This is a genomic window from Chryseobacterium subflavum (assembly GCF_055762745.1).
In genome coordinates, this window is sequence record NZ_JBVTMR010000002.1 from 194,619 (window position 1) to 208,986 (window position 14,368).

Annotated in this window: 13 protein-coding genes; 1 reads left to right on the forward strand and 12 read right to left on the reverse strand. The window is 36.5% G+C overall.

What is annotated here, in order from left to right:
• The first annotated feature begins 73 nt into the window (after window positions 1–73).
• Window positions 74–682, forward strand: coding sequence for a DUF4126 domain-containing protein (locus AC0INN_RS10145; RefSeq protein WP_273650117.1), 609 nt, complete (start codon window positions 74–76; stop codon window positions 680–682).
• A 24-nt stretch (window positions 683–706) separates the two neighbouring features.
• Here AC0INN_RS10145 and AC0INN_RS10150 read toward each other — a convergent pair whose 3' ends face one another.
• From AC0INN_RS10150 to AC0INN_RS10205, 12 genes are all read right to left on the reverse strand, one after another.
• Window positions 707–889 carry a hypothetical protein gene (locus AC0INN_RS10150; RefSeq protein ID WP_273650119.1) on the reverse strand — a complete coding sequence of 61 codons (183 nt, stop codon included), beginning with the start codon at window positions 887–889 and terminating at the stop codon, window positions 707–709.
• A 9-nt stretch (window positions 890–898) separates the two neighbouring features.
• Window positions 899–2,845 carry a hypothetical protein gene (locus AC0INN_RS10155; protein ID WP_273650121.1) on the reverse strand — a complete coding sequence of 649 codons (1,947 nt, stop codon included), beginning with the start codon at window positions 2,843–2,845 and terminating at the stop codon, window positions 899–901.
• A gap of 1 nt (window position 2,846) precedes the next feature.
• Window positions 2,847–3,398: an LptE family protein gene (locus AC0INN_RS10160; RefSeq protein WP_273650123.1), complete on the reverse strand. Its 552-nt coding sequence runs from the start codon at window positions 3,396–3,398 to the stop codon at window positions 2,847–2,849.
• Window positions 3,388–4,086 carry a hypothetical protein gene (locus AC0INN_RS10165; protein WP_306613058.1) on the reverse strand — a complete coding sequence of 233 codons (699 nt, stop codon included), beginning with the start codon at window positions 4,084–4,086 and terminating at the stop codon, window positions 3,388–3,390. Before AC0INN_RS10165 ends, AC0INN_RS10160 begins: the two co-directional genes overlap by 11 nt.
• A 2-nt stretch (window positions 4,087–4,088) precedes the next feature.
• Entirely contained in the window at window positions 4,089–5,372 is a 1,284-nt protein-coding gene (locus AC0INN_RS10170; RefSeq protein WP_172281392.1) for a sigma-54 interaction domain-containing protein, read from the reverse strand.
• A 99-nt stretch (window positions 5,373–5,471) separates the two neighbouring features.
• Window positions 5,472–5,885 carry a hypothetical protein gene (locus tag AC0INN_RS10175; protein WP_273650128.1) on the reverse strand — a complete coding sequence of 138 codons (414 nt, stop codon included), beginning with the start codon at window positions 5,883–5,885 and terminating at the stop codon, window positions 5,472–5,474.
• Between the two features lie 62 nt (window positions 5,886–5,947).
• The gene (gene miaB / locus AC0INN_RS10180) at window positions 5,948–7,387 is read right to left on the reverse strand and encodes a tRNA (N6-isopentenyl adenosine(37)-C2)-methylthiotransferase MiaB (RefSeq protein WP_273650130.1); all 1,440 of its coding nucleotides are present in this window, start codon (window positions 7,385–7,387) and stop codon (window positions 5,948–5,950) included.
• Between the two features lie 767 nt (window positions 7,388–8,154).
• Complete coding sequence (locus tag AC0INN_RS10185) at window positions 8,155–9,396, reverse strand: MFS transporter (RefSeq protein WP_273650131.1); 1,242 nt, start codon at window positions 9,394–9,396, stop codon at window positions 8,155–8,157.
• Complete coding sequence (locus tag AC0INN_RS10190) at window positions 9,396–11,129, reverse strand: thiamine pyrophosphate-dependent enzyme (protein ID WP_273650133.1); 1,734 nt, start codon at window positions 11,127–11,129, stop codon at window positions 9,396–9,398. Before AC0INN_RS10190 ends, AC0INN_RS10185 begins: the two co-directional genes overlap by 1 nt.
• Before the next feature lie 205 nt (window positions 11,130–11,334).
• A complete protein-coding gene (gene lysA / locus AC0INN_RS10195) occupies window positions 11,335–12,534 on the reverse strand; it encodes a diaminopimelate decarboxylase (RefSeq protein WP_172281404.1) in 1,200 nt (399 codons plus the stop codon).
• 237 nt (window positions 12,535–12,771) lie between these two features.
• Complete coding sequence (locus AC0INN_RS10200; protein WP_273650136.1) at window positions 12,772–13,995, reverse strand: 3'-5' exonuclease; 1,224 nt, start codon at window positions 13,993–13,995, stop codon at window positions 12,772–12,774.
• Entirely contained in the window at window positions 13,996–14,355 is a 360-nt protein-coding gene (locus AC0INN_RS10205) for a hypothetical protein (protein WP_306613063.1), read from the reverse strand. It abuts the gene before it with no gap.
• Window positions 14,356–14,368: the final 13 nt, after the last annotated feature.

The window sequence follows — 14,368 nt, forward strand, 5'->3', positions numbered from 1 at the left end:
TTGTCTGTAATTTTCAGATAAGCTTACAATAGTTTTTGTAACTTTAGGGAACACAACCAATTTGAAAATTAATATGTTAGACAATATTCCCTATCTCCCTTATGTATTAAGTGCATTCATTGGCATTGGCCTGTCCGCAGCAACAGGCTTCAGGGTATTCCTTCCTCTGTTTGCCGTAAGCCTGGCATCCTACTTACACTGGATCCCTATGAATGATCAATTTGAATGGCTTGCCGGGCTCCCAACACTTATTACAACAGGCATTGCTACGATCGCGGAAATTTTAGCCTATTATATTCCATTTATTGATCATCTGCTGGATACACTGTCTGTTCCATTGGCAACTATTGCAGGATCCATCCTTTTTGCAAGCCAGTTTGCCGATTTTGGAACATTTCCGCAATGGGCATTGGCTATAATTGCCGGAGGCGGAACTGCCGCAACAATCAGTTCCGGATTTGCAGGAATCAGAGCTGCCTCCACAGCCACCACAGGAGGCTTAGGCAATTCTATTGTAGGGACCACTGAAACAGCAGGAGCAGGAATTATGTCCGTTCTGGCCATGGCCGTTCCTGTTATTGCGGCTATACTGGCTGTTATTTTAGTAATTATGGTAATTGTTATGGGACGTAAGGCCTGGCGAAAATTAAAACGCAGTAAACAGACTATTGATAAAGTATAAAAATACAGAAGGCTGAATATGAATTCAGCCTTCTGTATTTTTATTCGAACGAACTGTTTTATAAATGGCGTAAGCAAAAGGGAAAAAAACCGATGTATAAGACATTTTCAGTCCTTTATAAAACTCTTTTGGAGGATAAAATAAAAATGAAAGTAAGAATCCTAAAACAAGAAATCCAACAATCAGTACTATTACTCTCTTATTCATTTTTAAATTTTAACTTTTCCCTCTTATATCTTTTACTTCCTGTATTTTATCTTCAAAATACGATTTCTTTTCAGGATGTTTACCTGCTAATATTTCAAAAGCTTTTATTGCCTTGGTATATAGTTTTTGTTCAATATATAATCGTGCAAGTGTTTCCGTCATTAAATGTGAGATATCATCGTTTTTTTCTTTTACAACGAAGTTGCTCTCATCTTTTAACTGGCTTATTTTAGGATTATTCTCAATGAATGATTCAATCACTTTATTTTTAAGCTCAGCTTTATCCTTTTCAGGATCTTTCTCGGTACGATCTATCTTTAACCAACTCTGCCATGTATTGATAAATCCCGGAACATTGCTGTCAGCAGGATCCGCAGTGGCCTCTTCCACATGAGGTTTCTCAGATGCAAGATCTTCCGTATTGTTATCCTTTTCTTCATCATTCTTAGTAGCCATCGTCCAGCTTGAAATATCTGAGCTGAAGAAAGAAACATTCATCACAGGGGCTTCTTCTTTATTTTCTTCTACAGAAGCTGCCTGAGATATTTCTGATTCTTCCTGAACGGGTTCCTGCTCTTCTATATCCTCTTTAACAATCTGGTGCGTTGTCTCTTCTTTTGGTGCTTGTTCTTCTTCAGGAAGTTCTGCCGGTACAATTTCTTCTTTTGGTTGAGAAACAGGTGCCGGTTTATTGATAAGTGAATCGGGAGTATGGGATTCGAAACTCATAGGCTTCCATTCTGATTTCACTTCTGTGGCAATTCGAGGTTCTGATTCTTCCTGGTAAGCTTCAGCTTTGATCTCTTCTGAAGGATTAGTCACTTCGTGCACCGGTTCAGCTTTCTGTATCTCTTCCGCTTCAATTCCTTTTTCAACTTCAGGATGAAAACTCTGCGTTTCTGAAAAATTAATATCACGACTCAGAATTTCTGGTTCCGGATCTCGTTTTTCCTCAGTGACAGCCTTAGTTGCCTTCATTTTCTTTTCTACCTCCTCAATAAGCCTTCTCATTTCTTCTTCGTGCTTATTGAGTCCCTGTTGTGCAACTTCAGCAACAGCAAGCTCATCGTTGCTGCCAGATTCAATCTTCACTTCCGGCATAAAGGAATCAGTACCATGGAAACTCAATTCCGAATCATCGGTTACTCCTTCTTTTTCAACAGGAGATGTAATCTGATCCTCATTGATTATTTCTTCCGGGGTGTAAGTTTGTGACTCAGGTTCAGTAAAATCCTGATTTTCATCCGAAGTAAGCTCTGTCTCTTCTGTATCCCTAACTTCAATAATTTCAGCTTCAGAAGAAGTCGCCGTTTCTATTTCCTCTGCATTTATTTCTGGGGACTCTTCTACTTTATCCTCTTTAGCCGGTAATTGCTCAGTAATTTCTTTTTCTAAAGGTAAATTTTCAGGGAGTATTTGCTTTTGTGTAACTATCGTTCCTGATTCCAGCGTAGATTCTAAGTCAATTGTTTCGATATTGTTATCATCAAGGAAGTTTTCCTCTCCTTCAAACAAAATTCTGTTTCGTTCACCGTTTACATAAATATGTTTAATTTCCGGAAGTGGTGCCGGCAGCTTGTTAGTTGCTTCTTCTTTAGTCTGTATCTTCTCAGGTAGCTCTTCCCTTTTGATCGGGAAGCTTTTACTTTTAGGAAAATACCTTGAAGCATTCTCTTTATTCGTTACCACTTTATTTTCAGGAGCTGCAGGTTTCGTTTTTTCCTGAATTTTACCATTTATAAGCTGATAAAGGATCTTTTTATCAGTAGTATAAGCCGCAGTTGTAGACAATTCCTTCTGATAGTTTTCCTGATCATAAAGATGAATACCATATAAATGTAAAGCTCTTATATTTTGAATGTAGGGAAAAGAATTAATTTCTTCTTTCAAAAGATGAAGATCTTCCGATTGAATATTTTTGGGGTTCTTTAATAATTCTAAAACTCTGCTATTCATCTTACCAGTTCGCTACAATATCGTTAAATATCTTATTAATGATTCTTTCGTTTACAATTTTAACCTGCGAGGTTTCTATCGCACTTTGAGACAAGCTGCTGTTGAATACAGCTTCATCTGAATATGTACGGTCAAAACTCAGGTCAGGATGAAGTTTATTCTCATAATGCACTTTTACAGTAATCGTTAGCTTATTTTGAGATTCTTGTATAACTCCTCCTGTAGCTGTTGTCTGAGTATTGGAGCTAATAGTAGTAGGAGTAATAGAATAGTCTGTAATTTCTCCTTCCACCAAGATGTCCGCATTCTCTTTTGTTCCTTTTAGCGTCGTTCTTTGTAGAAAACGATTTTGAATATCGGTAGAAAACTGCTGAGATAAAGTAGGATTTACTAAAGCCGCATTATTGGGAAATTCATTAATCTGAATCGTTTTCTCGTCTTTTAAAGACGATCCGGTAAAACTATAACATGAGTTTAGGGTACTTAAGCAAAGTAACAAAAACCCAACAATTTTCAGGCGCATTATATTGATATTCTTAATGTTAAAATTCATTTTTCGTTCCGATTTCTTTTATTTCATCATATTCTATCTGCTGGATTGCATCCTCAAACGCAAAGTAATGGGTTGTATAAAAATAAGGCATTGTGATAAGAATACCAATACCACAAAGAAGTATTCCTATCTGGGAAAGAAACCCAACAATAATCGCAAATAAAAAGATAGTCAAGAGATTATTCCTAGTCATAATCCTCGACATGATCCATGCTGTTTTTATATCATTAACCTTTTTAAGAGATATGAGCCCCGGAATATAAAACCCAAGTAAAGCTACAATAAAAACAGCAATTACAATGAGGAATATATAAAGGACCATAAATAATCTGAATGCGGGCGGAACAGCATCTCCATCCACTACAGAAGTAAAAGGAATAAAAATAAACATTGGAATATAAAGAGCGAAAACTCCACCTATAATGATCAGCTGTACGATAAAATAAGGTAAAAAATCATCGAAATTAAAAATTTCACCTACACTTGCTTGTTCTCCTTTATTGACTTTCCGGCAATATTTGTAAAAATTACCCATTGCCAGTAGTCCACAAAAAGGTATAATAGACATTACCATACACAAAATGTAAGCTACTATAAAATTCCCAAAATCTTTCTTTAAAAGTTCCAGGCCTTTGCTCAGGTATTCGTTTAGTTTAAATTCGACAGGCTTTGCCTTATTATTCATCATACTTAGTCTTCTAGATTATATTGTTTTATCTTTCTGTATAGTGTTCTTTGTGAAATGCCCAACTCATCAGCTGCTTTATTCCTACGTCCCTTATGCTTCTCTAATGCTTTAATAATCAAATCTTTTTCATTATTTTGAAGCGAAAGCGATTCCGGCTTATTTTCTTCAATCTCTATATCCTGAATATCTTCATAACTATCATCGGGAGTCGAAATAATAGTTGGAGTCTGGACTACAGGATGATTATCTTCAAAATAAAGTAGGGAATTAGCATTAGTATTTTGCTGTGAATCCGAAGTGTAAAGTCTGTTGATCAAAGTTTTTTCCTGGGAACTTAGATCGCCTGCTCCTCTGTTTTTTATTAATTCAGAAGTCAGAGATCTCAGATCATTGATATCATTCCTCATATCAAACAGGATTTTATACATAATCTCTCTTTCGTTTCCGAAGTCACTCTGTTTCTGAGCATTAGGCGTATTAACAACCATTGGCAAATGGCTTTCGGTCGGTATGTACTCCGCCAGTTTTTCAACGCTTATATTTCTTTCTCTTTCCACCACGGTCATCTGCTCAACTAAGTTTCTTAACTGACGTACATTCCCGGGAAAGCTATAATTTTCTATATAATGAACTGCACTTGGCTCTAAAACCAACTCAGGCATTCTGTATTTTTCAGCAAAATCGATTGCAAACTTTCTGAAAAGCAGATGAATATCTCCTTTTCTATCTCTCAAAGGCGGCATATCGATCTGCACGGTATTCAAACGATAAAATAAATCTTCGCGGAACCGTCCGTCCTGGATCGCCTTCATCATATTTACATTGGTTGCAGCAACAATCCTCACATTGGTCTTTTGTACCTGAGAAGATCCAACCTTCATAAATTCTCCACTTTCTAAAACCCTTAAAAGGCGGACTTGTGTTTGCAAAGGAAGTTCACCCACCTCATCCAGGAATATTGTTCCGCCATCTGCCACTTCAAAATAACCTTTTCTAGTTGCTGTAGCTCCGGTAAATGCTCCTTTTTCATGTCCAAATAATTCGGAATCAATTGTTCCTTCCGGAATAGCACCGCAATTGACAACGATGTAAGGCTGATGTTTTCTTCTGGATTCTGAATGAATAATCTTAGGGATAAATTCTTTTCCTACACCACTTTCCCCAATGACCAGAACGGAAATGTCTGTTGGTGCCACCTGAATAGATTTTTCCAAGGCACGGTTTAATGCAGGAAAATTACCAATTATTCCAAAACGGTTTTTTATATTTTGTAAGTCGTTACTCATAAGTAAATTAGATTATTGATCTTAAATTTCGCCTACCTTCAATTTTGTTTTAGTAAGCATCATTAATTTGTTTAAATAAAAAAAGTTTAAATTTTAATTTTAACTTATTATATCCAAATAATCTTTGTTTCTGATTTTGGAAACTTTACTTTTAAAGTTGAAAGCTTTAGCAGATGCATATCCGACCGCTTTTTTCTCAAAATTCCTTAGAATCTCATCATATTTTCCAGCTTCACCTCTACCTCCATGCTCATTAAAACCCGGATTATGATCTCTATTTGAACTTAGATCTCCGGCGTTTTGCTTTTGGCTGATAGCGGTGTAGTGAATTTTATGCTTTCTCTCGGAAAGATGAGATCCTTCACAATCTTGAGAATTTAAAAACTGATGATAGACATCATAAAGCCTATGAATGGTGGTATTTTCAGCAGAACAGGTTGTGTTTTGTGCTGAAATATTACTGCAGATTATTACCAATAAAACACTCAGGCAATATTTATGAAGCTTTTCCATTGTCTATTTTATGGTTATTGATAATAATTTATAGTTTATAATTTACTCCTGTAAAAAGTAGATTAGTTTTTAACTGTTTCCCCTAAAAGCGTCCCTTGTGTATTGTCAAATACAAAAACATCTACAATGTCACCTATCTTTTGACCTTCCAGCATATCGAATACACAAACAGCATTCTGGGAATTTCTTCCCTTCCATTGATTTTTATTCTTTTTGGAAACTCCTTCAATGAGAATCTGATGCACTCTTCCTACATAGGATTTCATCCGTTTTTTAGAAAGCTCTCCCTGTAAAGCGATAACCTCCGCCAAACGTCTCTGTTTAACATCTGCAGGAATATTATCTTCCATCTTTTTATGGGCCGGAGTGCCAGGCCTTTCAGAGTAAGCAAACATATATCCATAGTCATACTCTACCTCTCTCATCAGGCTTAGGGTATCCTGGTGATCCTCTTCAGTTTCATTACAAAAACCGATGATCATATCCTGGGAAAAAGAGATATCAGGAACAATTTCCTTAGCTTTTCTGATAAGCTCCAGATATTCTTCTCTGGTGTGCTGTCTGTTCATTGCAGCCAGCATATTATTACTTCCACTTTGTACCGGAAGATGCACATATTTACAAATGTTCTCATGCTTAGCCATGACCCTGAATACATCAAGACTCATATCCTGAGGGTTGGAAGTAGAGAATCTTATTCTCATTTCCGGAACCGCTTGAGCGACTAAACCAAGCAGCTGAGCAAAATCAACGGCCGTAGCTTTCTGCATTTCAGAAGCTTTTGCAAAATCTTTTTTCGGGCCCCCTCCATACCAAAGGTAAGAATCTACATTCTGCCCCAAAAGGGTAATTTCTTTATATCCGCTATTCCAAAGATCTTTACATTCTTCAAGAATTGAATGTGGATCACGGCTTCTTTCTCTTCCTCTTGTAAAAGGAACAACACAGAAGGTACACATGTTATCACACCCCCTTGTAATAGTTACAAACGCGGTTACTCCATTTCCACCCAGACGGACAGGATTTATATCTGCATAGGTTTCTTCTTTGGACAAAATAACATTGATCGCATCCCTGCCATCTTCTGTTTCCTTTAATAAATTAGGCAGATCCCTGTAGGCATCAGGCCCCACAACAAGATCAACAAGCTGTTCTTCTTCGAGAAACTTAGTTTTTAATCTCTCCGCCATACATCCAAGAACCCCCACCGTCATATTAGGTCGTTCTTTCTTGAGGTTTTTAAACTGAGAAAGACGCATCCTTACGGTCTGTTCAGCCTTCTCACGTATAGAACAAGTATTTAAAAGAATGAGGTCTGCTTCTTCTACTTTAAGGGTGGTATTATATCCTTGTTCATTAAGAATAGAAGCAACAATCTCAGAATCAGAGAAATTCATCTGACAGCCGTAGCTTTCTAAAAATAATTTTTTAGAATTCCCTACTTTTTCAGCAATAGCAAAAGCTTCTCCCTGTTTCGTTTCGTCTATATATTTTTCCTGCACAATAATCAATTTAAGTTTTAAATCACAAAGTTAAAGCACTCCCTTCAACTTTAGAATGCTAAACTTTTATAATCAATTTGCAAAGATACAAAATATTGTGACAGAATGGCAGGATTATCTTTTCTAAAAAGAAGGGCTTCAAGATACAGCCAATCAATTGGATTATATAAATATTTCAATTGTCCTTAAACAATAGATACACAATGATTCTGCACAAAAATAACCTTTATAAAGGGACTATAAATCTGTAGCCATAGATGATAAATTCATTTTTATCTTTATCTGAGAAATTATTGGTCTATTATTACAGGTAGCAGGTATCCAGTTCTTTTTGATTCTCCTTACAATATATTTCATATCATCAAAAAATATTTCGCTGTTCGCAACCTTTGGAGAACCATCTATCCCTACAACCTTGCCAGTTTCATTGATAGTTATGGTAAAATTGAAATCCCCGTTCAGTACATAAAAGTCAGAATTAAGATAATTGTACATATACTTTCGCAGCGTTTCTTTGTAAACTGATGCCCCTCCTTCATAGGCTGCCGGTTTAAAGTCTGTACAGTTTTTAATGCAATCTGTAATAAGGGTTCCTTAATATCAATTTTTAAAATATTTTTATTGGTTTCCGTAATAAAAGAATCATCCCGATCTTCAACATCCTGTTGCCCAAATAAAAAAACAGATATTAAAAGCGATAAAAATAAAACCAAATCCTTCATATGACCAGATTTATAAATCTAAATAAAATTAACACAAACGTTTTATTATTGCATCACAAGATTTTCTTTAGCCTTACTTCCGGTTTCTTTAAGCAATACTGAAATAAAAATTGCCAGAACAATTCCACCTATCCAAAACAACACAGAATTATGAAAATGTTCTTCTCCCGGTGCTATACCTAAATTCTTCCCAAACCATCGGCTAAATAGGGGACTTAATAAGGTAGTTACTCCAAACGTAATAAAATTAATAGCTCCCGTAGCACTTCCTTTAACATAATCAGGATTAGCCTCTTTAATGACAGAATAAGGAATCATTGCCGCTCCTGAACCTAATCCAAAAATAAACATACTCACTTTTGCCGAGTACAGGTCCGGTAAGTAAATTAATTGAAGCAAACTTAAGATCATCAAAGCGGCTCCGCCAACAAGTACAGGCTTTCTTTTTCCTAGCCTATCGGTTATAAATCCCAAAAGAGGACATCCAAAAACCCATCCAAAGGCAACCATAGCACTTGTGATAGCGGCTTCATGAAAAATAAACCCTTTATCTTTTTGGAAAAATGCTACTGCCCAGGTCATGGCAAATATGGTTGTCGGTGCAAATAGCAATCCTGAAATCACTCCACATAACCAGGATTGGGGATTTGTAAACACGATTTTATACGGTTCTAAATAACCTACCGGCTTTGACACTCCCGATGATTGTTCAGATCTTTTTTCTTTAGGAATAACAAAGAATAATCCTAATGCTGTAATCACTGTTATAATTCCCGACCATAACCAAAAGCTATCAATATTCACTCCTTCTTCCACCCAGGGCCCTACCACAAACTGTCCGGCAGTTCCACCCAACATTCCTACGCATTGGGTAACTCCGATTGCCGTTGCCAATGATTTTGACGAAAACCCCTTACTTGCAAGATAAACACATCCAGGAAAGGCAAAAGCACAACCTGCTCCCTGCAGTAATCTTCCTGAAATTCCGGCAATTTGAGAAGACAACAGGAACAATAAACATCCTATCCCTAATATCAACGCTCCGGTAAAAAGGGATTTTTTTCCTCCGAATTTATCTAGAGCGATTCCGGCAATCAGACTACAGGTGGAATAAGTATAGTAATAGGTGCCTACCATGCTGATCAGCTTCAATTCCGTTGTATTGAAATTATTGATCAGCTGTGGAATCATTACTGCCGGAGCAGATCTGATCACATAGTCTAAAAAATAAAATATAAGTCCAAATATCCAAGCAACAACATACAGTTTCTTTAAAGAATTATCCATTACAATAATCCTTTAATGTGCTTATAATTACTCTTTACGGTTTCAAGAACTTCTTCCATTTTACCACCCAACATCAGCTGAGCCATAGACTTGGTCATTCCTACAACCTGATCAAAATCTATTTTTGGCGGCAATGCCAGGGCATTAGGATTCGTAAAGATATTTAAAAGATAAGGTCCGTTATAGTTCAGACATTCTTCAATAGCACTCTCAACTTCTTCCGGTTTATGAACATTTTTTCCAGGATAGCCCATTGCCTGCGCAACCATTGCAAAATCAGGATTGATCATATCCGTTTCGTTATCCGGCATCCCTCCTACTTCCATTTCCAGCTTTACCATGCCCAAAGCCCTGTTATTAAAAACGATCAGCTTAACCGGAAGCTTATATTGGAAAATTGTAGCCATATCTCCCAGTAACATCGACAGTCCGCCATCTCCGCACATGGCAATCACCTGTCTGCCCGGGTATGCTAATGATGCTCCGATAGCCATCGGCATCGCATTTGCCATGGATCCATGGTTAAAAGAGCCCAGCATTTTACGCTCTCCTGTACCCGTTATAAATCTTGCTCCCCAAACACAGCACATCCCGGTATCCACCGTAAAAATTGCATCATTTTTCGCAATCCTGTCTAAAGTATGCGCAACGTATTCCGGTTGTATGGCATCTTCTTTTCCTGAATCTTTTACATAAGTAAGTTGATTTTCTTTTACTTTTTCATAAAACTCAAGTTGCTGATTCAGAAAATGAACATCTGTTTTTTCTTTTAAAAGGGGCATTAATGCTTTAATAGTCTCTTTTACATCTCCTGCAAGACCCAATTCCAGTTTAGCTCTTCGCCCTAATCTTTCAGGGCTTTCATCGACTTGGACAATCTTATTTTTGACAGGCATAAACTTCTCATAAGGAAAATCTGTTCCCAAAAGAAGAACCAGATCCGCATCATGCATCGCATGATAAGCAGAAGGAAAACCAAGCAGCCCCGTGAGTCCTACTTCATTAGGATTATTAGGCTGAATCGCCATTTTTCCTCTGAAAGAATAGCCTACAGGAGCTTTTAAATATTGTGATAATCCTATAACTTCAGCATTCGCCTTTTCAGCTCCAATCCCACAATAGATGGTCACCTTTTCGCTTTCGTTAATAAGTTTAGCCAGGTTATTTAATTCCTCGTCCGATGGACGAATAACCGGATTCGTTCTAAATATCTGAGCGGAAGTTGTCGCCTCTTCTGCATCCAGTTCAGAAACATCTCCCGGAAGGCCGATTACGGCAACTCCTTTTTTGGAAATAGCATGCTGAATCGCGGTCTGCACTGTTCTTTGAACCTGTTCAGGTCTGGTAATCATCTGATTGTAATAACTGCAATCGTCAAATAACTTTATCGTATTCGTTTCCTGAAAATAATCCATCCCCATTTCCTCACTCGGAATCGTAGATGCAATTACCAACATAGGTACATGGGACCGGTGCGCCTCGTAAACGCCATTAATAAGATGTACATGTCCGGGGCCACAGCTTCCGGCACAAACGGCAAAACCATCAAGTTCCGCTTCTGCGGCGGCGGCATATGCTCCAACTTCTTCATGTCTCACATGAATCCATTCAATGCTGCTCTTTTTAACCGCTATATTTAAATGATTAAGACTATCACCTGTTACTGCATAAATTCTTTTCACATTTGCGTTCTCAAGCATTTCAACAATTTGTTCTGCTATATTTTTTGCCATAATTAATATTTTTTGGTACTTATTATTTTTGGAAATAAAGAAAAAGGGAAATAGATGATTGAGATTTTTCGGGTTTGAAAATCTATATCCCTATCAAATTTAATGATTTATTTTAGGAACCCCATCGGTATAGTCTGTTAATTTACCTTAATTAACATCTAAAAAAAAGCTCCGCAATTTCTTGCGGAGCTTATCATATTTTAATTTAAATTACTTCAATCTGATTTCTCAAAAGATCTTCAAACTCGTCTCTCTTACGAATAAGATGAGCCTTTCCATCTAAGAAAAGTACTTCTGCTGGCTTCAGTCTGGAGTTGAAGTTCGAACTCATTTCAAAACCATAGGCTCCTGCAGTATGGAAGGCCAGAATATCTCCTTCTTTTACTTCATTTAATTTTCTATCCCAGGCAAATGTGTCCGTTTCACAGATATTTCCAACCACAGTATAAATCCTTTCAGGACCTTTTTGGTTCGATAAATTCTCAATAGTATGGTAAGAATCATAAAACATAGGACGGATCAGGTGATTGAATCCTGAATTAACCCCCACAAAAACCGTCGCTGTAGTTTGCTTGATAACATTAGCTTTTACCAAAAGATACCCACTTTTCCCAACAAGGAATTTTCCGGGCTCAAACCATAATTCAAATTTTTTACCTGTATTTTTAGAAAAATCGGCAATTACTTTCTCAACTTTTTTACCCAGTGTTTTCACGTCTGTCTCCATCTCACTTTCCTGATAAGGAATTTTGAAACCGCTTCCCATATCAAGGTATTTCAAATTAGGAAAATGCTCAGAAAGCTCTAACATAATATCCAATGCCTGTAAAAAAACATCCGGATCTTTGATCTCACTTCCTGTATGCATGTGAAGACCTTCAACATTAAGGTTGGTACTCTTCATTACCCTTTCGATATGACGAACCTGGTGAATAGAAATACCGAACTTGCTATCGATATGACCTGTGGATATTTTATAATTTCCTCCAGCAAAAATATGAGGATTGATTCTTACGAGAATCGGATAAGTATCTCCGTATTTATTTCCAAATTGCTCAAGAATAGAGATATTATCAATATTAATGTGCACTCCATATTGCATAGCTTCTTCAATTTCAGCAAGATCCACACAATTTGGGGTAAACAATATTTTTTCTTTAGTAAATCCTGCCTTTAAACCAAGCTTTACTTCGTTAATAGAAACACAATCCAAAGAAGCACCCAGGTTCTTGACATACTTTAGAATGTTGATGTTAGTCAATGCCTTTGCGGCATAAAAGAACTTTGTGTGTTTTAAAAAAGAAGATGTAAGTTTTTCATATTGAGTTTTGATAGATTCAGCATCATAAACATACACCGGGGTGCCAAACTCATTGGCAATCTTTAATAATTCTTTTGAATTCATAATTTCATTTTAACATAAAAAAAAGCAGATTCTTTCCTCAAGAGTCCGCCACATTAACTATTTTTTATGCAAGACAACTCTTTTAAATATTCCAAACCTTAGAGAACTTTATAGCCCCCTTTTTTCCAGTTTTAATTTGCTTAAAATATTGCATTGCTTATTTTTATTTTTGCAAAAATACTATTTATTTTTTTATTCTATTCAAATTGATTTGAAAAGCCTCCACCTTCCTTTTTATCATTTAGGCAACGGGAGTGTCTCAAAATCACCGCGAAGCAGTGCTAACTGTAAATCATTAATCAGGTCAGAAGCAGGTAAAGGCAGGTCGATTTTCAGCTTGGAGAGCCTGCTCAGAGTCTGAATCTGTGTAAACAGTTCATAAAAACCGTATGAAACAACTTTACCATTTTCAATAATTAAAAATAATTTCTCACCCAATTTCCTTCCCGAGCCAAGCCATAGCTCATTACGGTTTTTAAAATCAATCTTTCTTTTAAAAATACTGATATCATCATATTCTCTCTGGCCGCCAATAAACTGGATTGCTTTTGATCCTTGTGTAAAAGACCTGAACTTCAGAATAGGTTTATCTTCTTTGTTCAGTTTATTTTTCTCAACAATATATTTATCGTTTCTGTGATAAAGGCCAAAAGGTAAAATTTCTCTCCTCTTGATATTTTTTGAATTGAGTATCAATCTGGCAATAATATCATTTCCAGTAAGTTCGAAACTAATCTGTTCTACCTCATTCTGTATCGTTTCCCATTTTTTGGATTTCGAATTAAATACTTTTTTTGAAAACTTATTGATATCCTGAACATACTCTGAAAGAATGATTTTTCCAGCTGCATTCTGAAAATACACAAACCCTCTTTCATTAGGTAAATCCTGCGTTAACAGCTTGATTTTGTTGATATAAGTCTTGGCATTGGATTCATCGTGATGTTTTTGTATAATCTCATTCTCAGTATCCTTTGAAACCAGCAGCCTGAACAACTCCAAAGTAGCCCTCGCGTCTCCGTCTGCCCTGTGATGATTGGTTAAAGGAATTCCAAGAGATTTTACGAGCTTACCCAGCGAATAGCTTGCTTCATCAGGAATGAGCTTTTTAGCTAACGGAATAGTATCTAAAGTATTGATTTTAAAATCGTAACCAAGACTTTTAAAAGATTGCCGAAGCATTCTGTAATCAAAATCAATATTGTGCCCGACCAAAGTAGTATTTTGGGTAATTTCAATGACTCTTTTTGCAATTTCATGAAATTTCGGAGCCGTTTTAACCATTTTAGGAGTAATCCCTGTCAGCTTTTGTACAAACGGAGTAATATCACTTTCCGGATTCACCAAAGAAATGAACTGGTCAACAATTTTCTGCCCGTCATACCGATAAATGGCAATATCTATAATGCATTCATGTCTATAACCTGCACCATTACTTTCTATATCTATAATTGAATACATTTAACCTGATGTTATAATATTTCTTCTGTTGCGGATTTTAATAATTTTTGTCATTAAAAGTCCGAAAATTAGCGTTAAAAAACTAAGCACATAACCCATGCCATACTTCCAAAGAGGCTGCATCATCGCATTTTGACCGTCTTTAACCATGGACACAAAAATGGCAAAAATAATATATAAACTGATAAGGCCCATAGTGCCTCCAAACAATTCATACATCCATTTTTTATTGAGCAGTAAAGGCAATCCCGCTAAAATAACAAAAATTATATCAAATATTCCAAAGTGGTTATGAATGGTATCCATTACGAGATTAACCGAAGCTAATCCGATACAATAAAAAGATGATACATTTTTCATGGTTATTAGATAA